The sequence below is a fragment of the Natronococcus roseus genome (genome assembly GCF_043677095.1).
GTDB lineage: Archaea > Halobacteriota > Halobacteria > Halobacteriales > Natrialbaceae > Natronococcus > Natronococcus roseus.
In genome coordinates, this window is record NZ_JBHLJR010000003.1 from 162,680 (window position 1) to 188,749 (window position 26,070).

The following is a 26,070-nucleotide window of genomic DNA, read 5'->3' on the forward strand; positions in this document are numbered from 1 at the left end:
TTCGCCGAGACGGTGCTCGGGATCGGGCGCCGTACGCTTCCTACGACCTCGTGCGTGAAAGAGTCACTCACTCTCCGGACGGCGACGCTCCGCACCCCATGTTTCAGATGCAGGTGCGCATCTCGCGCTCGCTCTCGTGGCGGTGTAATCGCGTTGGCATATCGCAGTAGTATACCGAGCCATCGTATCGAAGCGTGACCTCGTGTTCGTCGCCCAAGGTCGTTATGCTGACGACGACCCGACGACCACTCTGGATCGCCTCGAGAATCGCGTCGGCCTCGAGATCACCTGCGGCGATACGAAACGGATCGGTCATCAGTGTGAGCTGCACGAGCACGGTCAAAGGCCTTCGCGTCCCGCCCGCCCCCACAATCGGTTCGGCGTTCGTGCGTCGCCGGTGCCAGACCGGGATACCGCTACGCACCCTCGAGCCCACTGCTATCACATGGTATCCAAAGTACGAACTCGGACGGACGAACGAACCGACGGGGCTCCGGGATCGGTTGATGCAGAACCCGGCGCTGAGTGAGGCAGATCTCGCGGTGCTGGCGTGTGCAGACGCGACCGGCGCAACCGCCGTAATGGACGAGACCGCCGGGCGAACGGTCGCCGAGGTCGAAGGAATCGAGACGAGAGGAACGGCGTATCTCGTCCTCCTGTGTGCCAAGCGCGACTGCATTTCCGTCGCAACCGCGCGGAAGACGATCGACTCGATGATCGACGACGGCTGGCACTGCGCCCCGGCCCTGTACGCTCGGATCGTTCGAAAACTGGAGTCACTCGAAAAGGAGGACGAGAAGTAACGGGCTACCCGAGCAGCCAGATCAATAGCGCCTTCTGGGCGTGGAGCCGGTTCTACAGCCCACCTTTTTTCCGCTCGGGTCAGCGGAGCTGACCCCTCACGCAAAAAATCTGGACCAAAAAACGCGATCGCTCACTGACTCACGGGCGTTGCCCGTTCGTCTATTCGCGGCGCATAGCGCCGCGCCTCCGTTCGCGTCCGGCCACTCACTCGAGCAGCCAGCTCAACAGCGCCTTCTGGGCGTGGAGCCGATTTTCAGCCTGATCGAAAACGACCGATCGGTCGCTCTCGATGACGGCGTCGGTGATCTCCTCGCCGCGGTGAGCGGGCAGACAGTGCATCACCGAGGCGTCGTTCGCGCCCTCGAGCAGTTCCGAGTTGACCTGGAACCCCTCGAAGGCGTCCATCCGGACGTCATACTCGTCCTCCTGGCCCATGCTGGTCCAGACGTCGGTGTAGACGACGTCCGCATCGGTGACCGCGTCGACGGGGTCGGTCGTCGTCGTCGGGTCGCCGCCGAGTTCGCGAGCGCGCTCGAGGACGGCGTCGTCGATGCCGTAGCCGTCGGGTGTCGCAATCGTCAGGTCGATGTCGGCCAGCGCTGCGCCGATCACGAACGACTGGGCGACGTTGTTACCGTCGCCGACCCACGCCGCCGAGACGCCGTCGAACCCGTCCATCTCCTCGCGGATCGTCAGCAGATCGGCGAGCGTCTGACAGGGATGGGCATCGTCGGTCAGACCATTGACAATGGGGACCGAGGAGTACTCCGCGAGCACCTCGACGTTGTCGTGTTTGAACAGCCGAGCCATCACGACGTCGACGTACCGCGAGAGCGTTCTCGAGGTGTCTTTCAGGGGCTCACCACGGCCGAGCTGGATGTCGTCGGCGCCGAGGAAGACTGCGTGACCGCCGAGCTGAGTCATTCCCGTTTCGAAGGAGACCCGGGTTCGTGTACTCGGCTTCTGGAAGATCATGCCGAGGGTCTGGCCGGCGAGATCGGCGTGATCCTCGCCGTTTTCCTGGGCACGTTTGTACCGCTCCGCACGCTCGAGTACCACCTGTAGCTCCTCGCGAGAGAGGTCGTCGATCTCGAGGAAGTGCCGTGGCTCGCTCATTCGTCCTCGCCTCCGCGGAGGGTCGTTGCGACCCGAGTCAGCACGTCGACCGATCGGTCGAACTCGGCAAGCGAGAGGCGCTCGTTAGGCGCGTGATCGAGGTCGGAGTTGCCCGGACCGTACGTGACCATCGGACAGCCCCACGCGCCAGCGTAGAGGTTCATGTCGCTGGTTCCGGTCTTTCGAACCAGCCGCGGATCGCAGCCCTCCTTGCGGATCGCCGCGCGGAACGCGCGAGCGACCGCCGTTCGTGGACTCTCCATTACGGGCGGGATCGGTTCGGCCCAGGAGACGGTGCCGATCTCGAGTTCGGCCTCGGCCGTCTCGCGGACCGATTCGGCGTCCAATGACGGGGGGACCCGGAGCTGAGCCTGCAGGGTCGCCTCGACGGAGAGCCCGTCCTCGCTGATCCCGCCGTCGATGTCGACCGGTTTTGCCGTCACGCGCTCGAAGACGGGCGTGTACTCGTCCTGTTCGAAGGCGGCCTCGACGTTCGTCCACCACTCGGTGGCGTGCTGGATCGCGTTAGGCTCGGGTCGGGAAGTGTGACCCGACTCGCTGGTCGCGACGTAGGTGCCAGAGAGGAATCCCCGGTAGCCCAGCGTGATCCCGGTCGTGCCGCTCGGCTCGCCGTTGACGACGGCGTCGGGTTCCTCACGGTCGACGACCAGGTGGCGGGCGCCCCGGGAGCTGGTCTCCTCGCCGACGACGCCGACGAACGAAACTCCGGTGCGGACGGCAGCGGCGGCCATCGCGGCCAGCGGGCCGGTGGCGTCGACGCTGCCACGACCCCAGAGGACGTCCTCGCCTTCCTCCTCGGCGACCTCGTCCTCGAGATCATCGGCGTCCGCGGGGTGAACCTCGACCGGGATCTCCCCGGGAACCGTATCGACGTGGGAGGTCAGGAGAACCGCGTCATCCGCGGGTGCGCGAACGTTGCCGACCTCGTCGATCCAGGCCTCGCGGCCGTTCGCCGAAAAAAACTCGACGAGACGCTCGGCCGCCTTCCGTTCCTCGCCGGTCGGCGAGGGGATCGCGACGAGATCGACCAGCAGGTTCCGGGCGTCCTGCCGGGAGACGTCGGTCGCACCGGTCATACTCGCGTTCATGATTCGGGTGTAGCTTCGGGCGCGATGGTTTCCGCCAGCGCGTCGACGAGCCGATCCGCGTCGTCCTCGTCGATCACGAGCGGCGGCAGCAGACGCAGGACGGTCCGACCCGCCGGCAGCGCCAGGATCTGATGGTTCATCGCCAGATCACGGGCGACGCGGTTCGCCCCGCGTTTCAGCTCGATTCCGACGAGCAGCCCCTCGCCGCGGACTTCGCGGATCGCGTCACCGAGGGCGGTCTCGAGCTCGTCGACGAGGTAGTCGCCGATCTCGGCGGCGTGGGCGGGCCACTCCTCCTCGACCAGCGTCGAGATCGTCGCGTGGACCGCCGCGGAGACGACGGGGCCGCCGCTGAACGTGGCGTTGTGCGAGGCCGCGCCGTCGGCGATCCAGTCCTGGACTGCGACGGCGCCGACGGGCAGGCCGTTGCCGAGGCCCTTCGCCGCGGTGAGCACGTCGGGCGTGACGCCCGCGTTCTGGCAGGCCCACATCGAGCCTGTGCGGCCCATCCCAGTCTGAACCTCGTCGAAGACCAGCGCCGCGCCGGCCTCTTCGGTCAGCTCGCGGGCGGTCTCGAGGTAGCCCGCAGGTGGGACGTTGATCCCGCCCTCGCCCTGAATCGGCTCGAGGATGACGGCCGCGGTCTCGTCGTCGACCGCGTCAGCGAGCTCCTCCCCGTCACCGTATGGGACGAACTCGACGTCGCCGGCCAGGGGCTCGAACGGCTTCTTGTACTTGTCCTTCCAGGTGGCCGCGAGCGAGCCCATCGTCCGGCCGTGGAACGAGCGGGTCGCCGCGATGATCTTCGACTCGCCGGTCGCAGAGCGGGCGAACTTCAGCGCGGCCTCGTTGGCCTCGGTCCCGGAGTTACAGAACCAGGCCGACTCGAGTTCCTCCGGTGTAGCCGCGACGAACGCGGCGTAGGCGTCCTCGCGCGACTGGACCGGAAACGAGGAGTCGACGAACGTCAGCTTGCCGGCCTGCTCGCAGACCGCGTCGACGACAGCGGGATGGGAGTGACCGAGCGGCGTACAGGCGTAGCTCGCGCCGGCGTCTAAGTACTCCGTCCCGTCGGCAGTGTAAAGGGACGGTCCCTCGCCGCGCTCGATGCCGATCGGTTTGCTGCCGGAGATGAAGTCGTGATCGCTCATTGCGTGGCCTCCTGTGTGGCTTCCGCGTCCGTTTCGTCGTCGGCGAGCGCGCCGGGCTCGAGGGTCGTCCCCTCGCCTTCAAGCGCACTCGAGATCGGTGCGTCCGCGTTCGCCGTCGCGACGATGACGGACGAGGCGCCCCCCTCGAGGGCTTCCTCGGCGGCCATGACCTTCTTCGTCATGAACCCCTCGGCGGCGTCTTTGACGGCCTCGAACTCCTCCGGCGTCGCGGCCGACTCGATCTTCGTCGACTCGTCGTCGGGATCCTCGTAGATCCCCGAGACGTCGGTGAGGACGACCAGGTCGGCCCCGAGCGCGCCCGCGATCGCGGCGGCCGCGCGGTCGGCGTCAGCGTTGACGGCGGTGTACCCGCCGCCTTTTTCGGCTCCGAGCATCGGGACCGAGACGACGGGCGTGTACTCGCCCTCGAGCATCGTCTCGAGCAGATCGGCGTTGACCGACTCGATCTTCCCCGAGTGGTCGCCGCGCAGGATCTTCTTCTTGCCGTCGACCTTCGCGCGGACGGCCGATTTTCGCTTGCCCTCGAGCAGTTTGCCGTCCGTGCCCGAGAGCCCGACGGCGTTGACGCCCTCGTTTTGCAGACTCTCGACGAGATCCGTGTTGAGCTTGCCGGGCATCACCATCTTGAAGACGTCCATGGTGTCCTCGTCGGTGAAGCGACCGACGACGCCACCGGGTGTCTCGACGTAGGTAGGTTCCTGGCCGAGGTCCTCGAGCGTCTCGTCGACGGCCGTCGAGCCGCCGTGGGTGAGGACGACGTCCTCGCCGTCCTCGACGAGGGAGGCGACGTCCGCGAGCGCACCTTCGGGATCGACGGCGCGGGCGCCGCCGATCTTCACTACCACGGTCATCTCAGGGTGCCCCTACGGGGTGCAGCCCCGTAAACTCGAGTCCGGCCGTCTCCTCGAAGCCGAGCGCGATATTGGCGGCGTGGACCGCCTGTCCCGCAGAGCCCTTCATCATGTTGTCGATCGCCGAGAACACGACGATCCGTTTGTTCGAGGGGTCGAGTTCGAAGCCGACCTCGGCGAGGTTGGTCCCCGCGACCGACTTGGGCTCCGGATACCGGTAGACGCCGGAGCCGCCCGCGGCCATGCGGACGAACGGCTCGTCCTCGTAGCTCCCTCTGTACGCTTTCCAGAGGTCGCCCTTCGACACCGGCCCCGACGGGAAGACGTGGCCCGTCGCGCTGGCGCCGCGGATCATGTCCACGGCGTGGCAGGTGAAGGCGACCGAGGTGTCGAGGAACTGCTCGATCTCGGCCTCGTGGCGGTGACCCGTCGGTGCGTAGGGACGGACGACGCCCGAGCGTTCCGGATGCGAGGAGGCATCGCCGCCGCCGGCACCACCCTCCGAGGAGCCGACCTTCACGTCGACGACGACCTGCTCGCCGCCCTCGAGAATCCCGTGCTCGAACAGCGGGTACAGTCCGAGAATGGTGGCGGTGGCGTTACAGCCCCCGCCGGCGATCAGCTCCGCGCCCGCGAGGTTCTCGCGGTTGATCTCGGGGAGGGCGTACTCGGCCTTTTCGAGGTATTCGGGTGCGGTGTGGCCGTCGTACCACTCCTCGTACTGTTCTTCGGTGTCGAGGCGGAAGTCCGCCGAGAGGTCGACAACCGTATCTGCGACCTCGAAGAACTCGTCGACCTGCCCCATCGAGACGCCGTGTGGCGTTGCCGCAAAGAGGACGTTGACGCTCTCGAGGTCGTCGGGTTCGGTAAAGCGAAGGTCGGTTCCGCGAAGCGGCGGGTGAACAGAGCCAACGCTCTTGCCGGCCTTCGAGCGACTCGTCACTTCCGTGAGCTCGAAGTTGGGGTGGCCAGCGAGCAGTCGGAGGAGTTCCCCCCCAGTGAATCCGCTGCCGCCGATGACTGTCGCGGTAACGGTCTCGGCGGATTCGTCGGCGCTGGCGTCGGTACCGACGGCCATCAGAACGTCACCTCGACTTCCTGGGAGTCGTTCTCGGCGGCTTTCTCCTCGAGCCAGTCGACGACGGTGCTTGCGACGTCTGTCTCGACGGCGTCGTTGAGCGCCTTGAACTCGACGGTGTGGTTGACCTCGTGGACGGTATACCCGTCTTCGGTTTCCATGAGATCGATGCCCAGCAGGCCGCCGCCGACGGCGTCGCTGGCCTTCTCGACGAGTTCGGTGGCTTCGTCGTCGGGTTCGAAGACGTTCGTCTCCGCACCCTTTGCGGCGTTCGTGATCCAGTGGTCCGACGAGCGAACCATTCCCGCGACGGGTTCGCCGTCGATCGCGACGACGCGGATGTCGCGGCCGGGTTTCTCGACGAACTCCTGGACGTAGAACACCTTGTGCTCGTAGTGGCCGAGCGTTGCCTTGTGTTCCAGGATCGCCTCCGCGGCGTCGCGGGAGTCGATCTTGGCCATCAGGCGGCCCCAGGAGCCGACGACGGGTTTGAGCACGCAGGGGTAGCCGAACTCCTCGATCGCCTCGAGGGCGGTTTCCTTCGTGAACGCGACCTTCGTCGCGGGCGTGGGAACGCCGGCCTGCTCGAGCGCGAGGCTGTTCTTGACCTTGTCGGCGCAGATCTCGGCCGTCTCGTTGCTGTTGATCACGGGGATGCCGTAGGCCTCGAAGAACTGCGTGGCGTAGAGGCTGCGGCTCGTGGCGAGACAGCGGTCGACGACGACGTCGAGGTCGGCGAACGCCTCGGGAGCCTCGCCGATGTCGAACGTCTGCTTGCGGACGTCGATCTTCGTGACCTCGTGGTCGCGCTCGCGCAGCTCCGAGAGGAGGAGCTTCTCGTCCTTGCGGATCCGGGAGTAGAGTATTCCTATCTGCAAGGTCACTCACCCCAGTCCTCTTCGAGCTCCGGGGCTCGCTCGAGGACTGGCGGCTCGGTGTCGACGACTTCCAGCTCGGCTCCGCAGGTCGTACAGTCAACGATCTCTCCCACTTCCAGATCGTCGTGCAGGGACACTTCCGCCCCACACTCGACGCATTCTGTCATTGTACTCCACACTGGGACCGCGGTACCCTTAAAACCTTCGAACCTAACAGAAAAATTACAATAGCCGCACTACACACTAACGGTGTGTGACTGTCGTTTTCCGGCAGATTTTGTCCCTCGTATCATTCAGGTTGTGTATCGTCCCCGGGCGGGGACGGCGGCGAGGTCGCCACGCTCGGTCGAACCGGGTCTCGAGAGGCGAGCCGATCAGACATACCGGTTCACCTCCTCACGAAGCGTCGCGTGGGCGTCCTCGAGCACCTCGTCGGTCGTCGCCCGCGTCGCCTCGTCGGCCGCGAGCGCCTCGCGGGCCGACTCGAGCTGGTCGGCGACCGCCTCGGGGGCGGGTCCGCCCCGCGAGTCGCGACTCGCGACGCTCGCCTCGGGGTCGAGGGCGTCCTCGACGGCGGCGGGGTCGACGAACGACTCGAGCGGTTCGCCCAGTACGTCCCCTGCGGCGGCCTCGAGGGCGTCGTAGTCTCCCCCGTTCTCCGCAGCGTGGGCGACCATCTCGTGTGCCGTCCGGAACGGCAGCCCATTGGCCGCCAGCAGGTCGGCGACGCCGGTCGCCGTCGAGAACCCCACGCCGGCCTCCGCCGCGAGCGTCTCCTCGTTCCAGTCGGCCGTCGCGACCGCGCCCGCCGCGACCTCGCCGGCCTCCGTTACGGCGTCAACGGTCTCCCAGGCGTGGGTCGTCGCCCGCTGTAAGTCGCGGTTGTACGCGCGGGGCAGCCCCTTGAGCGTCGTCGTCAGCCCCTGAACGCCGCCCGCGGCGTCGCCCGCGACCGCACGGACGAGCTCGAGCGTGTCCGGGTTCTTCTTCTGAGGCATGATCGACGACGTCGAGGAGTAGTCGTCCGCGAGGTCGACGAACCCGCGGTTCGCGAAGATAATGAGGTCCTCCGCGAGTCCCGACAGCGTCGTCGCGTGGGTCGACAGCGCCTGGGTCGTCTCGAGCAGGAAGTCCCGACTCGAGGAAGCGTCCATCGAGTTCTCGACAACAACGGCGGAACGCCGCTCCGCCGAGCTCCCCCTCGCGTTGCTCGCGGGACCGCCCTCGAATCCGAGCAGCTCCGCCGTGCGCTCGCGATCGATATCGAACGTCGTCCCCGCGAACGCCGCACCGCCCAGCGGCGACTCGTCGATCCGTCCGTACGCCTCGAGCAGGCGTTCGGTGTCGCGACGGACCGCCCCCTCGTAGGACAGCGCCCAGTGGGCTACCGTCGTCGGCTGGGCCGGTTGGAGGTGCGTGTAGCCGGGCATAATCGTCTCCCGGCCCTCGTCGGCGACCTCGAGCAGCGCCTCGCGCAGCGCGAGCGTCGTCTCGACGGCGTCGAGGACGTCCTCGCGCAGGCGGTAGCGGATGCAGGTCGCGACCTCGTCGTTGCGCGAGCGAGCGGTGTGCATCTTCCCACCCTCCTCGCCGATCCGTTCGATGACGGCAGTCTCGATTGCCTCGTGAACGTCCTCGCCGTCGGGCAGCGAGTCGTGACCGTCGACCTCGATCGCGTCCAGCGCCGTCAAGATCTCTCCGGCGGTGTCGTCCGCGAGGATCCCCTGCTCGGCGAGCATGAGGGTGTGTGCGCGGTCGACCTCGAGGTCGGCTTCGAAGATCCGCTCGTCGGCCGCAAGCGAGGAGAGGAAGCTCCGGGCGGGGCCGCCGCTGAAGCGATCCCGTCGGACGACGCCTGTGTCGTCCAATCCGTCCGCGTCGGGAGCTTCCTCTCCGCTCATCTTACTCCTCGCCTCCGTCGGTCGCGAGCTCGACCTCCTCGTCCTGGTTCGCGGCGATCGACTCGTTTGCGAGGCGGCGCTGGAAGCCGTGGTACTTCGCGACGCCCGTGGCGTCCTCCTGGCTGATCTTGCCGACCGTCTCCGTGTTGAACGAGGCGTGCTCGGCGGAGTAGGCGGCGTACTTGCTGTCGCGGCCGACCGCGCGGGCCTGGCCGCCCTCGAAGCGGATCGTCACCGTCCCGGTGACGCGGTTCTGGGTCTCGGCGATGAAGCCCTCGAGCGCGCCGACCAGGGGTGCGTCGACGAGGCCCTCGTATCCCTTCTTCGACCACTTCTGGTCGATCAGCTGCTTGAACTCACGCTCCTCCTGGGTGAGGACGAGCCCCTCCAGGGCCTCGTGGGCGTTGAGCAGCGTCGTCGCCGCGGGGTGCTCGTAGTTCTCGCGGACCTTCAGCCCGAGCATGCGGTCCTCCATCGAGTCCGTGCGACCGACGCCGTAGGCGCCCGCGAGTTCGTTGAGGTGCTGGATGAGTTCGACGGGCTCGTACGCTTCGCCGTCGATGGCGACCGGGTAGCCCTCGTCGAACTCGATCTCGATCTCCTCGGTGTCGCCCGAGGGAGCCTGCGTCCAGTTGTAGATCTCCTCGCCGGGAACGTAGCTCGGGTCCTCGAGTTCCGATCCCTCGACCGAGCGGCTCCAGAGGTTGGTGTCGACCGACCACTTGCCGCCGCCGCCGCCCTCGACGGGCAGGTCCTTCTCCTCGGCGTACTCGTTCTCCCACTCGCGCGTGAGCCCGAGTTCGCGCACGGGGGCGATGACCTCGAGATCGGAGTCGCGCCAGATCGCCTCGAAGCGAAGCTGGTCGTTCCCCTTCCCCGTACAGCCGTGGGCGATACCCGTACAGCCCTGCTCCTCGGCGACCTCGAGGATGGCGCTGGCGATCACCGGGCGGGCGAGTGCGGTCCCCAGCGGGTAGCCCTGGTAGGTCGCGTTCGCGCGGACGCTCTCGAAACAGAGATCCGCGAACTCCTCTTTCGCGTCGACGACGTAGTGTTCGAGTCCGAGCGCCTCCGCGGTTTCCTCGGCCTCGTCGAACTCCGACTCCGGCTGGCCGACGTCGACGGTGACGCCGATAACGTCGTCGTATCCGTACTCCTCTTCGAGCAGCGGGACGCAGACGGTCGTGTCGAGTCCCCCCGAGAACGCGAGTGCAACGCGTGTCATGTTCTACTCGAGTGGAGCGGGAGGATAGACTTAAATTCGTCGTTCTTAGTTCAAGAAATTAAAGTCATAGGCTGCGCTACGTCGAAAAACTGGAGTTTTTGGATTTTCGCAGGTTCGGGACGAGGAGGTGGGGTATAGGGTGGGCTCAAAGGCCCGGTCGTCGGGGTCGTCGCGGCGTGACGGCTCCGGCAGTAGCGAAAAGGGGTACCGAGCTATCGGCGGAGCCGCTCATTAGGTCTCCCTATGAAAACGAGTCCTCTTAAATCCTACTCGGCAGGCAAGTATTGTGGCGGTCCGGCTACTCCTCGTCGATATTCTCGTCGGGGAGCGCGAGAACGTTCTCACGGCCGATGCGGAAGACCTCGATCTCGTCGTCCTCTCGAAGTCCGCCGACGACCTGGCTGGTCTTGGCCTCCGTCCAGTCGAGTTCGGCCACGACTTCCTGTTGTTTTATCCGTCCGCCACGGTCCTCGACCAGCTGTAACACTCGTTCCTCGTTGCTCAACAGCTCCGCGGGCGGACCGGCCGGTTGGGAAGCGGCGGTCGGTTCCGACTGCTCTACCGGATCGACGCTCTCGGAGTCCGACCCCTGTCCGTACCGGAACCACCAGCCGGCGACGCCGGCCAGCGCGAGCGCGCCGAGGGCACCGAAAACCACTAGCCAAGGCATCGCCAGCCCCTCCTCGGCCTCGGTCGGCTCACCGGTGGACTCGGTGTCCTCGATCAGAACGACTCGCGGTTGATCGTCGGCGAACTCGGTGTCACCGCCGTCCCAGAAGACCGATCCGTCCCCCCTGTCGTCCGAGTCCGGATCGATCTCGTACGCGGAGTAGGTATCCGGCCAGAAGAGCTGGAGCGTCGTATCGTCGACCAGCGTGAACCCGGACAGCGCGTCGCCGGCCTCGATGCGGTTGAGTTCGACGTGGGCGAACGACGACCACTCGAACTCGTACTTCACGTGGGCCAGATCCCGTGGCGCGGTGCTTTCATCGGTCGTCACGGTGAAGTTCGAGATCTCCATCTCCCGGTCCGTCGCGTTCTCACCGTCGGCGGCGACCTCGTTCCAGCCCTCGGCCTCCCGTTCGATGTACTCCTCGGGGTTCGACTCGATATCGTCCTGGAGGAGTTCCCACTCTTCGATCGACTCGTTCTCGGTATTTATCGGGAATCGGTAGTCGATGGTAAACGTCGCCGACCCGTTCTCGTAGATATCAGCGTCGATGTGGATCTCGTCAGCGTCGTCGAACTGCAATCCGTCGTCAGTCTGCTGGAGCACCTGCTGTTGGGGTCCGGCGTCACCGTCGGCCGCCACCACGGCCGAGGCGGGCATCGGAACGAGCAGGCATCCGATCACCACGAGCACCACTAGGGCTCGGAGCCCCCGCACATCCATTATGAGAAGATGGTAGAGCCGCCTAAATAGGTCTTTCCGACGACGGCGGCAACATCCGTCCCGCCGTCACTCCCGAGTACGGGGGGCGGAAACGGCCGCGGGACGACGGCTGAGCCGTCGAACGCCACACTCATAGGGCGATCGTCCGTACTCGCGAGAACGTGTACAGCGTCACCGTCCCGGTCCCCGGGCGCGTCCGCGAACTCGCGGACGCCCTCTACCCCGAGCTGATCGGGTTCGATATCGTTCGCGAGGATCACTCCTGTCTGCTCAAGCGTCTCGGCGAGGCCGACCACGTCACCCAGCTCCAACACCGCACCCACCGCGCCCTCGAGGGAGTTTCCCCGGTCGAGGCTCGCGTCACCGGAATCGACTTCTTCGCCGACCCGCCGCTGGGGTCGGCTCCGGTCGTCTACCTCGCCGTCGACAGCCCCGGGCTCGAGGCGATCCACGCCCGCCTCGTCGAGGAGTTCGGCACCGTCGCGGGGCTCGAGGGCGAGGACTACGTTCCCCACGTCACCCTGGCCCGCGGGGGCGACGAACCGACCGCGAGACGGCTGGCCGACCGCAAGATCGAGCCGGTCGAGTGGACCGTCGGCGAACTCGAGTTCCGGGACGGGACGGACGGGGTTCCGGTGAGCCGGGTCGTGCTGTCGGCGTAGGCCGCCGTCCGACGAGGTTTTTCCCTCCCAGAAAGCACATATAAGACTGTGCGAAGGTAGTAGAGCATGTACCGACGATCACTGCTCGGTGTCGCCGCCGCCGTCTCGGTCTCGGGCTGTTCGGCCGCGACCGACCTCGTGGGCGACGACGGGATCGACGAGACGCTCGAGGACGAACACACCGCGGAGTTCAGCGCAGACGAGGGCGACGAGTTCGCGGTCGAGATCGACGTCGAACGGGTCGAAAACGGGGACGCGGTCAGCGTCCAGGTCGCGAAGATCGGCGAGGGACCGCTCGAGGCCCGCTCGGTCTCCGACAGCGGGAGCTTCGACGTGGAGATCGAGGAGAGCGGCGACCACGTCGTCACCGTGACGAACGGCGCCGCCCACGTGACGCTCGACCGGAATTGACATCCTCTCCGCCCTGAAGGGCGAAGATTCCCACGGCACCGCACCGCTGAGTTGGGATGTTTAAGATTTGTAGCGGCCCTGATGACGGCTACTGGCTGTGCCAACCAGCCGTTACTCCTATCCCGGCATGAGAGTCGGAGGTACTTCTTGCTGCACCCCGAGTCCACAACAGAAAGAGGTTCTTTCTGCGTGAAATCGGGGAATCCCGATATTGTCCGATTAGTGGGGCGGGTAGACCGTCTCGGTCACATGATAATACGCAATCATATGAGTTAAAACATTCGTGTAGCACGTCAAACGTGGTTCACGAAGATTTTGTCGGATTCATCCCCGCCGTGAACGGCGGGGCTTTCTCCTCGAACTTCCGTAATCAGGGGGCGGGCGGGTCGCCGTCGTAGGCGGCGTGGTCCCCGTAGAAGTTCCGCATCGCGAACTTGAGCTTCGAGGGCTCGATGTCGATCAGTTCCTCGCGTTCCTCGTGTGGGAAGGTCCCGTTGACGCTGTACTTGCCCAGATCGGACTTCGCCTCCCTCGAGTAGCGCCGATCCAGCAGCGCGCGGACGGCGATATCCTCGGGCGAGCGGAGCACTCGACCGAGCGCCTGGCGGGTCTTGCGGACCGTCGGGATCTCGACGGCGTAGCGCCAGCCGGTGTCGGTTCCCTCGAAGGCGGCGTCGTAGGCCTCCTGGACCGCGTCGGCCCGGTCGTCGAGGTGCGGGTAGGGAACGCCGACGACCAGTACGGTCCGCGCGTCGTCGCCGTCGAAGCTCACGCCCTCGGCGAGGGTTCCCCACAGCGAGGTACAGAGGACGGCGTCGTCGTCGTCGACGAACTCCTGCCGAAGCTCCTCGACGGCGACGCCGGGCTCGTCGAGGTAGACCGTCGCCGACTCGCGGCGCTCGAGGCGGTCCGCGTACCGTTCGGCCTCACCGTAGTTCGGGAAGAAGGCAAGCGTGTTGCCGGCGGTCATCCGGACCGCGTCGTCGATCGTCCCCGCGACCTGTTCCTGGACCGCGGGATCGTCCCGGTCGGACGAAAACAGCGGCGGCGTCTCGACGGCGTACGTGCGGCGGTGTTCGCTTGGGAACTCGAGCCCGTAGGCCATCGAGATCGGCTCCTCGAGTCCCAGCACGTCTTTGGTGACGTCGAAGGGCTGTAGCGTCGCGCTCATCAGGATCGTCGCGGAAACCTCCTCGAACAGTTTCCCGGTGACCTGACGGGGGAGACAGGTGTACAGCTCCGCGCGGCCGTAGATCTCGTCGGTGCCGGCGTCCCGAGTGACCGAGACGACGGGGTATAGCCCCTCCTTTGTCCCCTCGTCCATCCACGCGCTGACGAAGCCGGCCGCCTGCAGGGTCTGACACTCGGTTCGCGTGGCCGTCTCTCCCTCCCGATACGCCTCCTCGTACTCCTCGTCGAGCTCCTGGCCGAGCGCCATCGCGGCCTCGAGATCGTCGTCGATCCCCTGTCCCGAATAGCGCTGGAGGAACTCGAGGGTGAGCTCGTCGCGCCGATCCTCGTTTGCGATCGGGACGTCCGACCAGTTCTCGCCGATCCGTTCGCGCTCGCCGAACTGAAAGGAGTCCTCGTAGGTTTCGACCAGCGCGCGGTGAAACGCCGAGAGGACGTTGGTCGCGCCCTCGGCTCGTGGATCGTCGCTGTCGGCGAGTTCGTCCAGCGCCGAGTCGAACGTGCGTTCCGAGCAGGTCCGGGTGGCGTGCTCGCGGGCCGCGTCCTCGACGTTATGGGCCTCGTCGAAGACCGCGATCACGTCCTCCGGGTCCCGGCCCAGCCACCGGAAGAACTGCTCTCGGATCGTCGAATCCAGCAGGTGGTGGTAGTTACAGACGACCAGATCGACACCCTCGATCCCCTCCTTCAGGAGTTCGTAGCCACAGAACTCGCGCTGCTCGGCGTACTCGTAGATCTCCTCGGGCGTGCGGACGTCGTCGAACAGCCAGGCGAAGAAGTCGTCCGTATCCTCCGTGAGATTGTTCCGGTAGTAGTCACAGACGTTCTGTTCCGCCAAGTCCTCGAGGCGGTCCTCGATGTTCTCGAGTTCGTCCATCACCGCGCTGCGGGCGTCCGCCGCGGAGCCGTCGCTTCCCTCCTGGCTCTCGGCGAGCAGCTCGCGCTGGCGCCGCGCTAACTGTTCGCGGTCGCGCTCGGCGTCGACCACGGCCCGGGTGTTGTCCCGCAGCGTCTGACACTCCTCGTAGCCGACGTCGATGTGACACATCGACCCCTTCCCCTTGAACACGACCGCGTGGATGTCCTCCTCGCGGGTGATCTCCCGGGCCTCGGCGACGAACTGACGCATCTGCTGGTGGACGTTGGTCGTGATAACGACGGTCTTGTCCTGCTCGCGGGCGACCTCGAGGGCCGGAACCAGCGAGGAGAGGGTCTTGCCGGTCCCGCAGGCACCCTCGAACAGCACGTCCTGGTCTCGAACCAGCGCGTTGTAGATGCGGTCCATCGCCTCGCGCTGGTTCTCGTAGGGTTGCTCGTATGGGAAGAATCGCATGTACCCGGCTGTCTCGGACACGGTAGTGAGTGGTTCCCGCTACGATAAAAGGATTCGTCTCCGACCCCGGTGGCCGCTTCGGAATCGGCGACACCGAACGCACCCGGCCGTGGGAGGCGCACCCACAGCCGGCGTGCGCGCGCTACAGCGCCATACCCCTCGAGGGCTTCGCCTCGAGTATGGCCATCCCCGGTTACGATTCCGGTGACGTCGTGGAGTTAACCCTCGAACGCACGGGCGCTCGCGCCGAGGTCGTCGCGGGCGTCGTCCCCGACGAGTTCGGGCTCGAGCGCAGCAGCCGCGATCCGACGGCGACCGCGCTCGCGGATGCCGTCGAGTTCGTCGGCCTCGAGGAGCTGCGGGCCGTCGATGCGTTCCGGATCGAACTCGTCTACGACCCGTCGGCGCTGCCGCCCGGCGTGAGCCCGACCGACGTCGGGATCGCCGTCGAGACCGACGACGGCTGGGAGCGCCTCGAGTCGACGGTCGATCTCGAGGCGACGACGGTGTCGGCGACGCTGGGCGATCGCCCGTCGGGATCGACGATCGTGGCGATCTACGACGGAACGGACGAGAGCTGAACGACGGAAGGCGAAAGGGACGTTACCCCCGCGGTCCGAACCCTGGCTATGATCGCGATCTTCTCGGACACTCACAGCAGCGACGGCCACGAACTCGAGGGCGAGGCCCTCGAGGCCGCCCGGAACGCCGAAACGGTGATCCACGCCGGCGACTTCACCAGCACGGCGGCCCTCGAGGCGTTCCGAAACGAGTGCGGTCGGCTGTTCGCCGTCCACGGTAACGCCGACAGCGCGGCGGTCCGGGACCGCCTGCCGACGGCACGCACGGTCGAGGCCGAGGGGGTTCGCTTCGCCGTCACGCACCGTCGCGAGGGCGGCGCGACCGGGCTAGCGATGTTCGGCCGCTCGCGGGACGCCGACGTCGTCGTCTCGGGACACAGCCACCGACCGACCGTCGTCGAAACTGACGACGTGGTCCTGCTCAACCCCGGCAGCCACGCCCAGCCCCGCGGAAATCGACCGGGATTCGCCGTGCTCGAGCGCGACGGCGACGAACTCTCGGGCGAGATTCGGGAGCCGGACGGGGCCGTCCTCGAGACCGTCAGCGTCGCGACTCGGCGGTGAGAACGAAAGAGGGGATCGCGGGCGGGGTGACCGGCGCCAGCGGGATCGCGTCGCGATCCCCGCGAATTGCCCGTTCGACGGTCCAGCGAGCCGGCGAACGGGCCTCCGGCACGACGGAGGGAAGCCGGCCGGAGCGGCCTCGAGCCGACGGGCAGACGATCGGACACCGAGGCCTACCGTCGCTACGGACCGCTGTCCAATATAGTCGATGCAAGCTGAAAGCGCGGTTTTAGCTATCTTTAGTTCTTCTCCGTCGTATAAGTAACAAAACGTCGAAACGGTTTTGCGGGCCGACGCTGTACCGCTCGGGTATGGTTAGCCTCGTCCCCGACGATCCGGTCATCATCGCGATCGTCCTGATCCTGCTCGCGCTGATCTTCTTCACCTACCTGCTGTTGCGCCGGACGATCCTCGAGTTCCGCGACGGGATGGAGGGGCGCTAGGCTACTCGAGGCGCTCGGCGACCAGCTCGACAGCGTTTTCGACGTCGTCCCGCGAGACGCAGCGGTGCGTACAGAACCGCAGCGTGGTCTCGCCGAACGCCGACGCCCGAACGTCCTCGCCCAGTCGCTCGAGAACCGTCTCGCTGGTCAGGCCGAGCCCCGAGACGTCGGCGAGGACGATGTTCGTCTCCGGCTGCTGTACCCCCAACCCTCCGATCTCGCCGAGCCCGTCGGCTAGCAGGCGAGCGTTCTCGTGGTCCGTCTCGAGGTCCGCGACGTTCTCGAGGGCCCGCAGGCCGGGCGCGGCGACGATTCCGGCCTGGCGCATCCCGCCGCCGAACAGCTTGCGGATCCGGCGGGCTCGTTCGATAAACTCCTCGGAGCCCGCGAGCATCGAACCGACGGGAGCGCCGAGCCCCTTCGAGAGACAGAACATGACCGAGTCGACGGGATCAGTGAGGTCGGTGACGGAGACGTCGAGCGCCGTCGCGGCGTTGAACAGGCGCGCGCCGTCGACGTGGACCGGAACGTCCCGGTCGTGGGCCGTGTCGGCTGCGGCTTCGATCTTCTCCGGTTCGATCGCGAGCCCGCCGCGAGCGTTGTGGGTGTTCTCGAGACAGAGCAGGCCCGTCCCTGGTCGATGCAGGTCTTCCGCGACGTAGCTCGCGTCGACCTGATCGGGCGTCGGCACGCCCCGCGGATCGGCGTCGAGCATTCGCACCTGCAGCCCCGCGAGCTGGGCGAACCCGCCGAGTTCGTACTTCACGACGTGACTTTTCCGGTCGGCGAGCACCTCCTGGCCGCGCTCGGCGTGAACCCGCGCGGCAATCTGGTTGCCCATCGTTCCCGTCGGCACGTAGAGGGCTGCCTCCTTCCCGACCCGTTCGGCGGCACGATCCTCGAGGTCGTTTACAGTCGGGTCCTCGCCGTAGACGTCGTCGCCGACCTCGGCCGCGGCGGCTGCGTCCCGCATCTCGTCGTCGGGTTTCGTCACGGTGTCCGAGCGCAGGTCGATCATGCGATTCGGTAACCGGCGGGCCGTCAAATAGCCGCCGTTCCCGAGTCGGTGACAAGATATGTACCGGCGGTCCGCTATCGTCCGGCATGGACGCACGGCAACTCCTCACCACCCTTCGGCTCGCCGCCGTCGTACTCGTCGTGACCGGGTTCGTCGGCTGGGCGACGGGCGAGGCGAACGCCTTCTCGCTCGAGTCGCCGTTTACCCTGGTTTTCTTGCTGGGGGTCGCCTGCGCGGTCATCTCGATCTACCTCGGGATCTTCCTGGTGAATCGCGGCGAGTGACCGACGGCGGGGATTTCGATTCGAAAACGGTATTCCGAAGCGACGAGAGTCGTGACACATGGACCCACGCATCCGCGAGCACGCCGAGATCATCGCGAACCACTCTGTCGATCTCCAGGAGGGGGACAACGTCGTCGTCGACGCCCACCCCGTCGCCGAGGACCTGGTCGTCGCCCTCCACGAGGTGATCGGCGACCGCGGGGCGAACCCGATCACGACCAGCCAGCGAACCGGTAAACGGCAACAGCGCGCCTACCTTCGCGCGGCCGAAGACGAGTTCGAGACGCCCGAACACGAGCTCGCGCTGATCGAGAACACCGACGTCTACATCGCGATTCGGGCCACCGACAACGTCACCCAGACCAGCGACGTCGACCCCGAAACCCAGGCAGCCCACCGACAGGCTCACCAGCCCATCCTCGAGGAACGGCTCTCGACCCGCTGGTGTCTCACGCAGTTCCCCGCGCCCGCGAACGCCCAGCTCGCCGAGATGAGCACCGAGGCATACGAGGGGTTCGTCTGGGACGCCGTCAACAAGGACTGGGAGGCCCAGCGCGAACACCAGGCGAACATGGTCGAACTGATGGACGCCGGCGAGGAGATCCGCATCAAAAGCGGCGAGACGACCGACGTCACGATGTCGATCGACGGCAACCCGACGATCAACGACCACGGCGAGCACAACCTCCCCGGCGGCGAGGTCTTCACCGCACCCCAGCCCGACTCCGTCGAGGGCGAGGTGCTGTTCGACATGCCGCTGTACCACCAGGGTCGGGAGATCACGGACGTCTACCTCGAGTTCGAGGGCGGCGAGGTCGTCTCGCACTCGGCGGCGAAGAACGAGGACGTGCTGACGAACGTCCTCGAGACCGACGACGGCGCCCGCCGGCTTGGCGAACTCGGCATCGGGATGAACCGCGACATCGATCGGTTCACGTACAACATGCTGTTCGACGAGAAGATGGGGGATACGGTCCACATGGCGGTCGGCCGAGCCTACGACGACACCGTCGGCGAGGGCAACGAAGCCAACGAGTCCGCCGTCCACGTGGACATGATCGTAGACATGAGCGAGGATTCGCTTATCGAAATCGACGGCGAGGTCGTCCAGCGAGATGGCACCTTCCGGTTTGAGGAGGGCGGCGTTTGAGCGGCAGCGAAAACGCCGAAATACCGAGCGGTGAGCACCGCGAACCGCGAGGAGGGCGAGGTCTGAGCGCCAGCGAAGACCTCGAGTCGGAACGGCGAGCATCGCGAGCCGTGGAGACGGCGGCGTTTGAACGGCAGCGAAGCCCTCGAACCGGAACCACGGGCTCTGCGAGCCGCGGAGAAAGGCGAGGACCGAACGACGGGGTACTCGAGTCGAAACCGTGCCCCTGTGACCTCCGCGGAGAAGGCAGCGGTCGAAGCAGCGGAGCGAGGACCGAGGGCAGGGTTCGTGCATCGCGTTTATGGTTCGGAACTGGGTAGAGTAGCGTATGGCAGTACTCGTCGCATACGATGGTTCGGCGTCGGCACAGAAGGCCGTAGAGTACGCGTTCGACTCCCACGCCGACGAGGAGATCGTCCTGCTGCGCGTCGTCGAGGCTGCGGACGGCTCGACAGAGGCCGGCGTCAATCTCCTGCAGGAAGCGCTCCGTGACCGAGAGCAAGAGGCTTCGGGCTCCCTCGAGGACGTTACGGAACCGCTCGATACGAGCGAGACCGAGTTTCGAACCGAGACGGCCGTCGGAAAACCCGAGCGCGAGGTCGTGGCCTTCGCTGAGGAACACGACGTCGACCACATCGTCATCGGCAGCCACGGCCGGGAGGGTGTCTCCCGAGTCTTGCTCGGCAGCGTCGCCGAGAAAATCGTCCGCCGCGCGCCGGTTCCGGTAACCGTGGTTCGCTAGCGGTCGCGGCGCCGACGATCACTGCGTGTTGCTCAGTTCCCGTCGACCGCCGACCGATCACGCGTCCGAGACCGCTCGAGCCACCCGCAACGATCGCCACCTCGGCCGTAAGTAGTCCACACATGGCGCCCCACCGACGACTCGCTACTAAGCGTTGATCCGATCAGTCACGAATCGAGAACCGCCCGTCAGACGGAAGACGCGGGACGCTACTCGTCGACGACAACCTCGAGATCGCCGAGCTGAATCCTGGGCTGGTGCTCGCAGATGTAGGTCGCCATCTCGTCAGTCGCGGTAAACGCAAGCGTCTCGGTCGCTCCCGTGTCGGCGACGATATCGGTGGCGTACGCCCCGATTCGTTCGTCGGCTCGATCCCAGATCGCCAGGTTGTGTTTGACGTTGTCCCGGTTCTCGACGGAGATCTTGTACGATCGATCCTCGAACAGCACCAGCGTCGGGTTCTCGACGCGGTCGATGTGAGACGGGTCGACCCCGACCCAACCGCCGACGTAGGCGTCGAGGTGGATCTCCGCGACGTCCCGCCACGTGTCGGGGTGGGTGTCGTTCTCGAGCGCTTCGGCCTCGTCGACGATCGGCTCGTCGCCGGCGTCTTCCGCGTCCTCGCCGGACCCGACGCAGCCGACCGCGAGGACCGCTCCGGCAGTACCGAGCGTCGAAAGCAGTCGTCGCCTGGTCGTCCCGACTGCGGCCATACCGGAGGGAGGGGCCGAGAGTGAATAAGCACCGACCCAACGTTCGGAAGCGGGCGACACTCGCCGAAGGCGACGAGTTGCACTCAAATACTACTCCGTGCCGTAACGCAAGTTCGGTCCGGAAGGATGTAGCTTCCCTTGATATGCAGGCTCAAGCGGTTCACCACAGACTGGCTTAGGCTGGCACCCGGAGAGAAAAAAAGGACGTCGTCCGACGGTTCGACGGACCACGCCCGACTGCAGCACCGACCCGACGACAGCCCGTCCGAGGGTCAAACGACCGCAGCTCAACGGAGAACCCCCTATGAAAACCAGCCTCGAGGTGGAGTACTGGGTCGTCGACGACGACGGCGATCTGGTACCACCCGGAACACTGCTCGACGTCGCGGAGGGGATCGACCCCGAATTCGTCGAGCCGATGCTCGAGATCAAGACCACCCCGTGTACGTCGATGACCGAACTCCGCGCGGAGTTCCTCGATCGGATCGAGCGCGTCGTCGACGCGGCACGCGCACAAAACAAGCGACTCGTTCCGCTGGCGACCCCGCTGTACGCCTCGCCGGCCGAGATACCGTACCGCGAGAAGCGAGGGACCGAGCTCCAGCGTCGGATCGTGGGACCGACGTTCGACGACGCTCGCGTCTGTGCCGGAACGCACGTACACTTCGAGCAGTCGAACGTCGCCGATCAGCTCAACGCCCTGACGGCGATCGACCCCGCGTTCGCCCTCGTCAACAGTTCGTCGCACTACCGCGGCGAGCGGATCGCCGCGTGTGCACGCCCCTACCTCTACCGGCGTTCGTGTTACGACGCCTGTCCGGAACAGGGCCAGCTCTGGCCCTACGTCGACAGCGTCGCCGAGTGGGAACAACACCTCGAGGACGCCTACGAGACGTTCCGCGAGCGCGCCCTCGAGCGCGGCGTCGAGCCGGACGAGTTCGACGCCGAGTTCGATCCGTACGAGGCGGTCTGGACCCCCGTTCGGTTGCGGAAGGCGATGCCGACCGTCGAGTGGCGATCGCCGGACGCGGCCCTGCCGAGTCAGGTGCTTCAACTGGCCGAGGCCGTTCGATCGATCGTCACCCACGCGGATGCCCGCGGGACCGTCGTCGCCGGCGCCGAGCCGTCGGCCGACGCCACCGGCGAGGAAATTCCCCTTCCCGAGTTCGAAACCGTCGAAACGGTCACCGACGCCGCGATCCACGACGGTCTCGAGAACTCGAGCGTGCGACGGTACCTGCGGAAGCTTGGGTTCTCTCCCGAGGAGTACGATCCGCTCGCGGACCGACTGCCCGACTCGCGGATAACGAAACGGCGAGCGAAGCGACTGCGACTCGAGGCTGCAAGGCAGCTCGAGATCGATCTCGACCAGTCGCGCGTTCGCGCTTAAGCTCTGTTTTTCGGCTCCAGGCCGACTACGGTCGATCGCTACTGTTGCTCGAGCCACCGCCGTCCGGTTCGAAGATCGGCCGGGATCTCGTCCCCGAACGACCATTGTGTCCGTTGCCCCATACAGGGGTTTCCCATCGCGACGTCGATCTCCGGCGAGCCGCCCTCGAAGACGGCCGCACTCGCCGTCGTCAGTTGGCCGAAGGCGTGCGGTTCGTCCGTTTCGGGTTCCGGATGCCGGCAGATCGAGTCGTCACCGGGACCGTTCTCGTGATCCCGTGCGACCGCCCAGAGCTCGTCTCGGCCGGGATACCCACTTCCGTCGAGCAGCGACAGTGTCCTGCGTCGCCGCCTGAGCGAACTCTCGGTCTCTGTCGACGACGACAGCACGAAGTGGTTCGTTCGCGCGACAACGGGCGCCTCGTCGGCAGCGATTTGCTCGGTAGCCGGATCGATCTCGAGTAAGACGGCATCGGTGTCGTCGGCGAGAAACAGCGTCTGTCCGCACAGCTGACGGGTCGGGACGGACTCGAGCAGCGCCCGGGCCTCCTCGACGGTGGCACACTCCTCTAGCACGACCCGGATGACGGTTCCGTTGCGGAGCTGGTTCTCGGGATCGACGTCGTCTCGCTCGCTGTCGATGTAGGTGTTCGCCGCGACCAGTCCTCGATCGTTGACTCCCTTGAAGATGGAGATGGTTCCACAGGTGTCGACCGTCAGAAACCCGTAGTAGTCGCCGATCGGCGGCTGTTCGACGATCGACTTCGGACGGGTTCCTCGGCCCGCGATATCCCGGTTCTTGAGGACGAGCGGTCCACCGGATGCCGAATCGGCACCGGCGTCGACGGGGGTCTCGGACTCCGACGGCGGGGCGACGAGCACGTTCGTACACCCCTTCGGATTCTTCTCGGAACGGCCCTCTCCGTCGGCCAGCTCCTCGCAGAGCTCCGAGTACGCGAGGACGTACGCCTCGTAGACAGCCGAATCGACGTCGAACGCCGCAGCCATCGCCTCGTACGCCCGGCGGTGGCGATCCGGCAGGCTCTCGCGGCTCCGTCGGGCGTACTCGAGCAGCGGCTCGAGTTCGATCCCCTGTTCGTCGATCTCGGATCCGAGTTCGTCGACGGCCCACTCCACGGCCCCCCGCTCGGTTTCCGCGCGCCGTCGGGCCTGTTCGGCGAACGTCTCCGCGCCGGCGACCGTCTCGGCGGTCGGTTCGTTCATACTCGTGACAGCGACTCGAGCGAGTTGTATCGGCTGCCTGCATAGGCGATCGACCCGCATCAGTTCGGGTAAGCGAGTCCCAGGAGTCGACTGGACTATCCGCAGCGATCACGACGGGAGCCGAGCCCGGACAGTCGCCCGGCGTTCGCGCAGGTAGCATACGGTTATTTCGGTCCGAGAAACGGAAAAGCCGGACCGTAGAGACCTCAGTACCGATCAGTGTCTCGAGAGGTCAGCGGTCGGATACCCTATACAGTTAGGCTTCGTGTCTGGTTTATCCGGTTATCAAATCGTTCGTGATGATACAACTGGTGCTACTGAGCGGTTACGGACACGCCGCAGGACGCTACGACCCCTGCACGATCCAGCGGGACGTTGCGATTGGCGGGCTTCGATCCTGTCGGTTCGTGATTCACTCCTCGCGTTCGCTCGTCGTAGAATCAGCGGGCACGATGGGATTTGAACCACGCCCGAGAACCTGCGCGAGCGCAGAACCTCGGTCTCATTCAAACTCCACGTGTCGGTTCGCTTACTTCGTTCGCTGTACGGGCACGATGGGATTTGAACCCACGACCGTCGGATTAGAAGTCCGACGCTCTTTCCGGACTGAGCTACGTGCCCTCGAGTAGGGGTCGTCCATCGAGCGATATAAGCGGTTGGGATTCGGCTGCCTGCGAAAAGCGTGCGGATAGCGACCACCACGTCGCCCCGCCGTCGTGACACACCATGGTTTCCCGGCGACCGAACCCGTGCCGGGTACTCGCGATATACGCGTGGCTATCGGTCCGAACGGCTCGAAGGTCGAAAAGGGAAAGACCCAAACTGACGTCAGCCCACTGCGTCAGCCTGTTCAGTCGTCCCCGAGAGCGTCGTCGTCCTCGTCGTCGTCGCCGAGGTCGTCGTCTTCGTCGTCATCCATGGCGTCGTCGTCCTCTTCGAGGCCGTCGTCCTCGTCGTCGTCCATGGCGTCGTCATCGTCTTCGAGGTCGTCGTCCTCGTCGTCCATGGCGTCATCGTCGTCTTCGAGGTCGTCGTCCTCGTCATCCATGGCGTCATCGTCGTCTTCGAGGTCGTCGTCCTCGTCGTCCATGGCGTCATCGTCGTCTTCGAGGTCGTCGTCCTCGTCGTCCATGGCGTCATCGTCGTCTTCGAGGTCGTCGTCCTCGTCGTCCATGGCGTCATCGTCGTCTTCGAGGTCGTCGTCCTCGTCGTCCATGGCGTCATCGTCGTCTTCGAGGTCGTCGTCCTCGTCATCCATGCCGTTCTCATCGTCCATGCCGTTCTCGTCGTCCATCCCGTTCTCTTCGGGATCGTCTTCGAGATCGTCGTCTTCCTCCTCGTCGTCGGCACAGCCAGCAATTGCCGCAACCATACCAGCACCGACTGCCATCGTGAATTTCCGTCTATCGAGTTTTGCCATAGTACGCGTCTGTCCCGAAGACCGGGCTAGTAAATAACGGGTACACTCCGTTTCGACGGTTGGTTTCGATTTAAATGAGTTCTGAGCTGACCAGTTCGACTCGATAAACGGTTGCGAACACGCCCGCTGTTTCGCAACTGAAAGCACGACCGGTCGTCGTTCCGACTCTACCGGCCATCCCGAGATCCGTATTTCCCCTCCGAGGGCCGCTGTGCTCCCAGGAGAAGGGAATATAACGGACGACCTACATCGGTTCATAATGAGGTTGTTTCACAGCAACCGGGGTCGACGCCCGCGGTCGACTCCGTGTTTCGATCGATGCTCGCGACGAACACAGCCCTTATGCACGTCTCGACGGTACGTTCGTCCGATGCACGTCATCGGAACGGTGGGACTGCCCGGAAGCGGTAAGGGCGAGGCCGCCACCGTCGCGCGCGAGGAAGGGATTCCCGTCGTGACGATGGGCGACGTCGTCCGCCAGGAGACGGCCGACCGCGGATTGGATCCCGCCAAAGACCACGGGGGTGTCGCCCAGGCGCTGCGCGAGGAGAACGGTCCGGCGGCGATCGCCGAACGCTCGCTGCCGATGATCGACGACCGCCTCGAGGACCACGAGGCCGTACTGGTCGACGGACTCCGATCGGGCGTCGAGGTCGACACCTTCGAGGATCGGTTCGGCGACGCGTTCACGCTCGTCAGCATCGAAGCGCCCTTCGACGTGCGAGCCGAACGCATCGACGCGCGCGGCCGGGACGCCGGCGCGAACGACGGCGGCGAGCCCCTCGAGAAACGCGACGAACGCGAGCGCGGGTTCGGGATGGACGACGCGATGGACCGAGCCGACGTCGTCATCGAGAACACCGACTCGCTCGAGGCGTTTCACGAGCGAATCCGGACGATCATCCGCGAGGAAGCGGGCGAGAGCGACGAGCAGGAAACCGAACCCCACCAGCCATGAGCCAGATCTACAGCGTCGACGTCGAGATCACCGCACCAGTGTACGACACCGAGGTAACGAGCCGCGTCGCCGACGCCGTTACGAACGTCTTCCCGAACGCCGACCTCGAGGAGGAGTTCGGCGAGATCAGAGGCGAGGTCCACTCGTTGGATCACTTCTCGGAGCTGCTCCACCGACAGGAAATCCTCGACACCGCCCGTGGAGAGTTCTTCGGGAACCGGGAGGGTGACGCCTTCTCGTTTGCCCTGAAAAAGCAGGCGGCGTTCGAGGACCGGGTCAACTTCTCGGTCGGCGAACCGGACGAGCTCGGCGAGATCGCCGTCCGCGTTCGCGTTCACGAACCCGACGTGGAGAGCTACGTCGACCACGTCGCTCCCCCGACCGAGGACGGCCGACCCGTCGACGCCTGACCGGAGACCGGATCGGTCTCGGACGGTCAGAGCCTCGTTCCTCGGCCAAG

At 65.9% G+C, this 26,070-nt stretch carries 27 protein-coding genes, 1 tRNA gene and 1 pseudogene; 12 read left to right on the forward strand and 17 right to left on the reverse strand.

Features of this window, described 5'->3' with window-relative positions; all coding sequences use genetic code 11:
* Nucleotides 1–103 precede the first annotated feature (103 nt).
* On the reverse strand, nucleotides 104–316 hold the full coding sequence (locus ACFEMD_RS08780; protein WP_394740647.1) for a hypothetical protein: 213 nt from the start codon (nucleotides 314–316) through the stop codon (nucleotides 104–106).
* A 163-nt stretch (nucleotides 317–479) separates the two neighbouring features.
* Between ACFEMD_RS08780 and ACFEMD_RS08785 the strand changes: the two are divergent.
* Nucleotides 480–803, forward strand: a pseudogene (locus tag ACFEMD_RS08785) (DUF3368 domain-containing protein); the annotation flags it as partial.
* Nucleotides 804–1,008: 205 nt separating this feature from the next.
* On the opposite strand, the gene argF reads toward ACFEMD_RS08785, so the two are convergent.
* From argF to ACFEMD_RS08835, 10 genes are all read right to left on the reverse strand, one after another.
* Entirely contained in the window at nucleotides 1,009–1,920 is a 912-nt protein-coding gene (argF, locus tag ACFEMD_RS08790; protein ID WP_394740648.1) for an ornithine carbamoyltransferase, read from the reverse strand.
* Nucleotides 1,917–3,029, reverse strand: coding sequence for a [LysW]-lysine hydrolase (locus ACFEMD_RS08795; RefSeq protein ID WP_394740649.1), 1,113 nt, complete (start codon nucleotides 3,027–3,029; stop codon nucleotides 1,917–1,919). The genes argF and ACFEMD_RS08795 overlap by 4 nt, the downstream gene beginning before the upstream one ends.
* Entirely contained in the window at nucleotides 3,026–4,180 is a 1,155-nt protein-coding gene (locus tag ACFEMD_RS08800) for an aspartate aminotransferase family protein (RefSeq protein WP_394740650.1), read from the reverse strand. The genes ACFEMD_RS08795 and ACFEMD_RS08800 overlap by 4 nt, the downstream gene beginning before the upstream one ends.
* On the reverse strand, nucleotides 4,177–5,052 hold the full coding sequence (locus ACFEMD_RS08805) for an acetylglutamate/acetylaminoadipate kinase (RefSeq protein WP_394740651.1): 876 nt from the start codon (nucleotides 5,050–5,052) through the stop codon (nucleotides 4,177–4,179). Before ACFEMD_RS08805 ends, ACFEMD_RS08800 begins: the two co-directional genes overlap by 4 nt.
* Nucleotide 5,053: 1 nt before the next feature.
* Complete coding sequence (gene argC / locus ACFEMD_RS08810; RefSeq protein ID WP_394740652.1) at nucleotides 5,054–6,130, reverse strand: N-acetyl-gamma-glutamyl-phosphate reductase; 1,077 nt, start codon at nucleotides 6,128–6,130, stop codon at nucleotides 5,054–5,056.
* A complete protein-coding gene (lysX, locus tag ACFEMD_RS08815; protein WP_394740653.1) occupies nucleotides 6,130–7,014 on the reverse strand; it encodes a lysine biosynthesis protein LysX in 885 nt (294 codons plus the stop codon). Before lysX ends, argC begins: the two co-directional genes overlap by 1 nt.
* Nucleotides 7,011–7,175, reverse strand: coding sequence for a lysine biosynthesis protein LysW (gene lysW / locus ACFEMD_RS08820; protein WP_005554620.1), 165 nt, complete (start codon nucleotides 7,173–7,175; stop codon nucleotides 7,011–7,013). The genes lysX and lysW overlap by 4 nt, the downstream gene beginning before the upstream one ends.
* A 207-nt stretch (nucleotides 7,176–7,382) precedes the next feature.
* Nucleotides 7,383–8,909, reverse strand: coding sequence for an argininosuccinate lyase (argH, locus tag ACFEMD_RS08825; RefSeq protein WP_394740654.1), 1,527 nt, complete (start codon nucleotides 8,907–8,909; stop codon nucleotides 7,383–7,385).
* Between the two features lies 1 nt (nucleotide 8,910).
* On the reverse strand, nucleotides 8,911–10,134 hold the full coding sequence (locus ACFEMD_RS08830; RefSeq protein WP_394740655.1) for an argininosuccinate synthase: 1,224 nt from the start codon (nucleotides 10,132–10,134) through the stop codon (nucleotides 8,911–8,913).
* Between the two features lie 298 nt (nucleotides 10,135–10,432).
* Nucleotides 10,433–11,527 carry a helix-turn-helix transcriptional regulator gene (locus ACFEMD_RS08835; RefSeq protein ID WP_394740656.1) on the reverse strand — a complete coding sequence of 365 codons (1,095 nt, stop codon included), beginning with the start codon at nucleotides 11,525–11,527 and terminating at the stop codon, nucleotides 10,433–10,435.
* Nucleotides 11,528–11,688: 161 nt separating this feature from the next.
* Between ACFEMD_RS08835 and ACFEMD_RS08840 the strand changes: the two genes are divergently transcribed.
* Both ACFEMD_RS08840 and ACFEMD_RS08845 read left to right on the forward strand, forming a co-directional pair.
* Nucleotides 11,689–12,189 carry a 2'-5' RNA ligase family protein gene (locus ACFEMD_RS08840; protein ID WP_394740657.1) on the forward strand — a complete coding sequence of 167 codons (501 nt, stop codon included), beginning with the start codon at nucleotides 11,689–11,691 and terminating at the stop codon, nucleotides 12,187–12,189.
* A gap of 66 nt (nucleotides 12,190–12,255) precedes the next feature.
* A complete protein-coding gene (locus tag ACFEMD_RS08845) occupies nucleotides 12,256–12,600 on the forward strand; it encodes a hypothetical protein (protein WP_394740658.1) in 345 nt (114 codons plus the stop codon).
* A gap of 370 nt (nucleotides 12,601–12,970) precedes the next feature.
* Here ACFEMD_RS08845 and ACFEMD_RS08850 read toward each other — a convergent pair whose 3' ends face one another.
* The gene (locus ACFEMD_RS08850) at nucleotides 12,971–15,145 is read right to left on the reverse strand and encodes an ATP-dependent DNA helicase (RefSeq protein WP_394740659.1); all 2,175 of its coding nucleotides are present in this window, start codon (nucleotides 15,143–15,145) and stop codon (nucleotides 12,971–12,973) included.
* 158 nt (nucleotides 15,146–15,303) lie between these two features.
* Between ACFEMD_RS08850 and ACFEMD_RS08855 the strand changes: the two genes are divergently transcribed.
* From ACFEMD_RS08855 to ACFEMD_RS08865, 3 genes are all read left to right on the forward strand, one after another.
* A complete protein-coding gene (locus ACFEMD_RS08855) occupies nucleotides 15,304–15,705 on the forward strand; it encodes a hypothetical protein (protein ID WP_394740660.1) in 402 nt (133 codons plus the stop codon).
* 48 nt (nucleotides 15,706–15,753) lie between these two features.
* Complete coding sequence (locus ACFEMD_RS08860; protein WP_394740661.1) at nucleotides 15,754–16,269, forward strand: metallophosphoesterase; 516 nt, start codon at nucleotides 15,754–15,756, stop codon at nucleotides 16,267–16,269.
* A 311-nt stretch (nucleotides 16,270–16,580) separates the two neighbouring features.
* Entirely contained in the window at nucleotides 16,581–16,712 is a 132-nt protein-coding gene (locus tag ACFEMD_RS08865; RefSeq protein ID WP_005554633.1) for a DUF7859 family protein, read from the forward strand.
* Between the two features lies 1 nt (nucleotide 16,713).
* On the opposite strand, the gene ACFEMD_RS08870 is transcribed toward ACFEMD_RS08865, so the two are convergent.
* Nucleotides 16,714–17,730, reverse strand: coding sequence for a threonine aldolase family protein (locus ACFEMD_RS08870; protein ID WP_394740662.1), 1,017 nt, complete (start codon nucleotides 17,728–17,730; stop codon nucleotides 16,714–16,716).
* Between the two features lie 86 nt (nucleotides 17,731–17,816).
* Here ACFEMD_RS08870 and ACFEMD_RS08875 point away from each other — a divergent pair, with 86 nt between their 5' ends.
* The 3 genes from ACFEMD_RS08875 to ACFEMD_RS08885 all read left to right on the forward strand — a co-directional run bounded on the left by ACFEMD_RS08875 (nucleotide 17,817) and on the right by ACFEMD_RS08885 (nucleotide 19,906).
* Nucleotides 17,817–18,014 carry a hypothetical protein gene (locus ACFEMD_RS08875; protein WP_394740663.1) on the forward strand — a complete coding sequence of 66 codons (198 nt, stop codon included), beginning with the start codon at nucleotides 17,817–17,819 and terminating at the stop codon, nucleotides 18,012–18,014.
* Nucleotides 18,015–18,072: 58 nt separating this feature from the next.
* Nucleotides 18,073–19,164 (forward strand): aminopeptidase, encoded by a 1,092-nt coding sequence (locus tag ACFEMD_RS08880; RefSeq protein ID WP_394740664.1) that lies wholly within the window; start codon nucleotides 18,073–18,075, stop codon nucleotides 19,162–19,164.
* Nucleotides 19,165–19,492: 328 nt separating this feature from the next.
* On the forward strand, nucleotides 19,493–19,906 hold the full coding sequence (locus ACFEMD_RS08885) for a universal stress protein (protein ID WP_005554639.1): 414 nt from the start codon (nucleotides 19,493–19,495) through the stop codon (nucleotides 19,904–19,906).
* Between the two features lie 209 nt (nucleotides 19,907–20,115).
* Here ACFEMD_RS08885 and ACFEMD_RS08890 read toward each other — a convergent pair whose 3' ends face one another.
* Nucleotides 20,116–20,619: a hypothetical protein gene (locus ACFEMD_RS08890; RefSeq protein WP_394740665.1), complete on the reverse strand. Its 504-nt coding sequence runs from the start codon at nucleotides 20,617–20,619 to the stop codon at nucleotides 20,116–20,118.
* A 304-nt stretch (nucleotides 20,620–20,923) separates the two neighbouring features.
* Here ACFEMD_RS08890 and ACFEMD_RS08895 point away from each other — a divergent pair, with 304 nt between their 5' ends.
* Entirely contained in the window at nucleotides 20,924–22,009 is a 1,086-nt protein-coding gene (locus ACFEMD_RS08895) for a glutamate--cysteine ligase (protein ID WP_394740666.1), read from the forward strand.
* 38 nt (nucleotides 22,010–22,047) lie between these two features.
* On the opposite strand, the gene ACFEMD_RS08900 is transcribed toward ACFEMD_RS08895, so the two are convergent.
* The 3 genes from ACFEMD_RS08900 to ACFEMD_RS08910 form a co-directional block, all read right to left on the reverse strand.
* Nucleotides 22,048–23,232, reverse strand: coding sequence for a C45 family autoproteolytic acyltransferase/hydolase (locus tag ACFEMD_RS08900; protein WP_394740667.1), 1,185 nt, complete (start codon nucleotides 23,230–23,232; stop codon nucleotides 22,048–22,050).
* A 546-nt stretch (nucleotides 23,233–23,778) separates the two neighbouring features.
* Nucleotides 23,779–23,853: transfer RNA gene (locus tag ACFEMD_RS08905), tRNA-Arg, on the reverse strand.
* Nucleotides 23,854–24,082: 229 nt separating this feature from the next.
* Nucleotides 24,083–24,604: a hypothetical protein gene (locus ACFEMD_RS08910; protein ID WP_394740668.1), complete on the reverse strand. Its 522-nt coding sequence runs from the start codon at nucleotides 24,602–24,604 to the stop codon at nucleotides 24,083–24,085.
* A gap of 418 nt (nucleotides 24,605–25,022) precedes the next feature.
* On the opposite strand from ACFEMD_RS08910, the gene ACFEMD_RS08915 reads away from it, so the two are divergent.
* Together ACFEMD_RS08915 and ACFEMD_RS08920 are read left to right on the forward strand one after the other, a co-directional pair.
* Nucleotides 25,023–25,610, forward strand: a complete 588-nt coding sequence (locus ACFEMD_RS08915; protein ID WP_394740669.1) for an AAA family ATPase — start codon at nucleotides 25,023–25,025, stop codon at nucleotides 25,608–25,610.
* Complete coding sequence (locus ACFEMD_RS08920) at nucleotides 25,607–26,020, forward strand: RNA-binding domain-containing protein (protein WP_394740670.1); 414 nt, start codon at nucleotides 25,607–25,609, stop codon at nucleotides 26,018–26,020. The genes ACFEMD_RS08915 and ACFEMD_RS08920 overlap by 4 nt, the downstream gene beginning before the upstream one ends.
* The last annotated feature ends 50 nt before the right edge of the window (nucleotides 26,021–26,070 follow it).

Excerpts from the sequence above, each read along its gene's own strand:
- ACFEMD_RS08780 (WP_394740647.1), bottom strand. The coding sequence starts at position 316 with ATGACCGATCCGTTTCGTATCGCCGCAGGTGATCTCGAGGCCGACGCG.
- argF (WP_394740648.1), bottom strand. The coding sequence starts at position 1,920 with ATGAGCGAGCCACGGCACTTCCTCGAGATCGACGACCTCTCTCGCGAG.
- ACFEMD_RS08795 (WP_394740649.1), bottom strand. The coding sequence starts at position 3,029 with ATGAACGCGAGTATGACCGGTGCGACCGACGTCTCCCGGCAGGACGCC.
- ACFEMD_RS08800 (WP_394740650.1), bottom strand. The coding sequence starts at position 4,180 with ATGAGCGATCACGACTTCATCTCCGGCAGCAAACCGATCGGCATCGAG.
- ACFEMD_RS08805 (WP_394740651.1), bottom strand. The coding sequence starts at position 5,052 with ATGACCGTGGTAGTGAAGATCGGCGGCGCCCGCGCCGTCGATCCCGAA.
- argC (WP_394740652.1), bottom strand. The coding sequence starts at position 6,130 with ATGGCCGTCGGTACCGACGCCAGCGCCGACGAATCCGCCGAGACCGTT.
- lysW (WP_005554620.1), bottom strand. The coding sequence starts at position 7,175 with ATGACAGAATGCGTCGAGTGTGGGGCGGAAGTGTCCCTGCACGACGAT.
- argH (WP_394740654.1), bottom strand. The coding sequence starts at position 8,909 with ATGAGCGGAGAGGAAGCTCCCGACGCGGACGGATTGGACGACACAGGC.
- ACFEMD_RS08830 (WP_394740655.1), bottom strand. The coding sequence starts at position 10,134 with ATGACACGCGTTGCACTCGCGTTCTCGGGGGGACTCGACACGACCGTC.
- ACFEMD_RS08835 (WP_394740656.1), bottom strand. The coding sequence starts at position 11,527 with ATGGATGTGCGGGGGCTCCGAGCCCTAGTGGTGCTCGTGGTGATCGGA.
- ACFEMD_RS08845 (WP_394740658.1), top strand. The coding sequence starts at position 12,256 with ATGTACCGACGATCACTGCTCGGTGTCGCCGCCGCCGTCTCGGTCTCG.
- ACFEMD_RS08855 (WP_394740660.1), top strand. The coding sequence starts at position 15,304 with ATGGCCATCCCCGGTTACGATTCCGGTGACGTCGTGGAGTTAACCCTC.
- ACFEMD_RS08860 (WP_394740661.1), top strand. The coding sequence starts at position 15,754 with ATGATCGCGATCTTCTCGGACACTCACAGCAGCGACGGCCACGAACTC.
- ACFEMD_RS08865 (WP_005554633.1), top strand. The coding sequence starts at position 16,581 with ATGGTTAGCCTCGTCCCCGACGATCCGGTCATCATCGCGATCGTCCTG.
- ACFEMD_RS08870 (WP_394740662.1), bottom strand. The coding sequence starts at position 17,730 with ATGATCGACCTGCGCTCGGACACCGTGACGAAACCCGACGACGAGATG.
- ACFEMD_RS08875 (WP_394740663.1), top strand. The coding sequence starts at position 17,817 with ATGGACGCACGGCAACTCCTCACCACCCTTCGGCTCGCCGCCGTCGTA.
- ACFEMD_RS08880 (WP_394740664.1), top strand. The coding sequence starts at position 18,073 with ATGGACCCACGCATCCGCGAGCACGCCGAGATCATCGCGAACCACTCT.
- ACFEMD_RS08885 (WP_005554639.1), top strand. The coding sequence starts at position 19,493 with ATGGCAGTACTCGTCGCATACGATGGTTCGGCGTCGGCACAGAAGGCC.
- ACFEMD_RS08890 (WP_394740665.1), bottom strand. The coding sequence starts at position 20,619 with ATGGCCGCAGTCGGGACGACCAGGCGACGACTGCTTTCGACGCTCGGT.
- ACFEMD_RS08895 (WP_394740666.1), top strand. The coding sequence starts at position 20,924 with ATGAAAACCAGCCTCGAGGTGGAGTACTGGGTCGTCGACGACGACGGC.
- ACFEMD_RS08900 (WP_394740667.1), bottom strand. The coding sequence starts at position 23,232 with ATGAACGAACCGACCGCCGAGACGGTCGCCGGCGCGGAGACGTTCGCC.
- ACFEMD_RS08910 (WP_394740668.1), bottom strand. The coding sequence starts at position 24,604 with ATGGTTGCGGCAATTGCTGGCTGTGCCGACGACGAGGAGGAAGACGAC.
- ACFEMD_RS08915 (WP_394740669.1), top strand. The coding sequence starts at position 25,023 with ATGCACGTCATCGGAACGGTGGGACTGCCCGGAAGCGGTAAGGGCGAG.
- ACFEMD_RS08920 (WP_394740670.1), top strand. The coding sequence starts at position 25,607 with ATGAGCCAGATCTACAGCGTCGACGTCGAGATCACCGCACCAGTGTAC.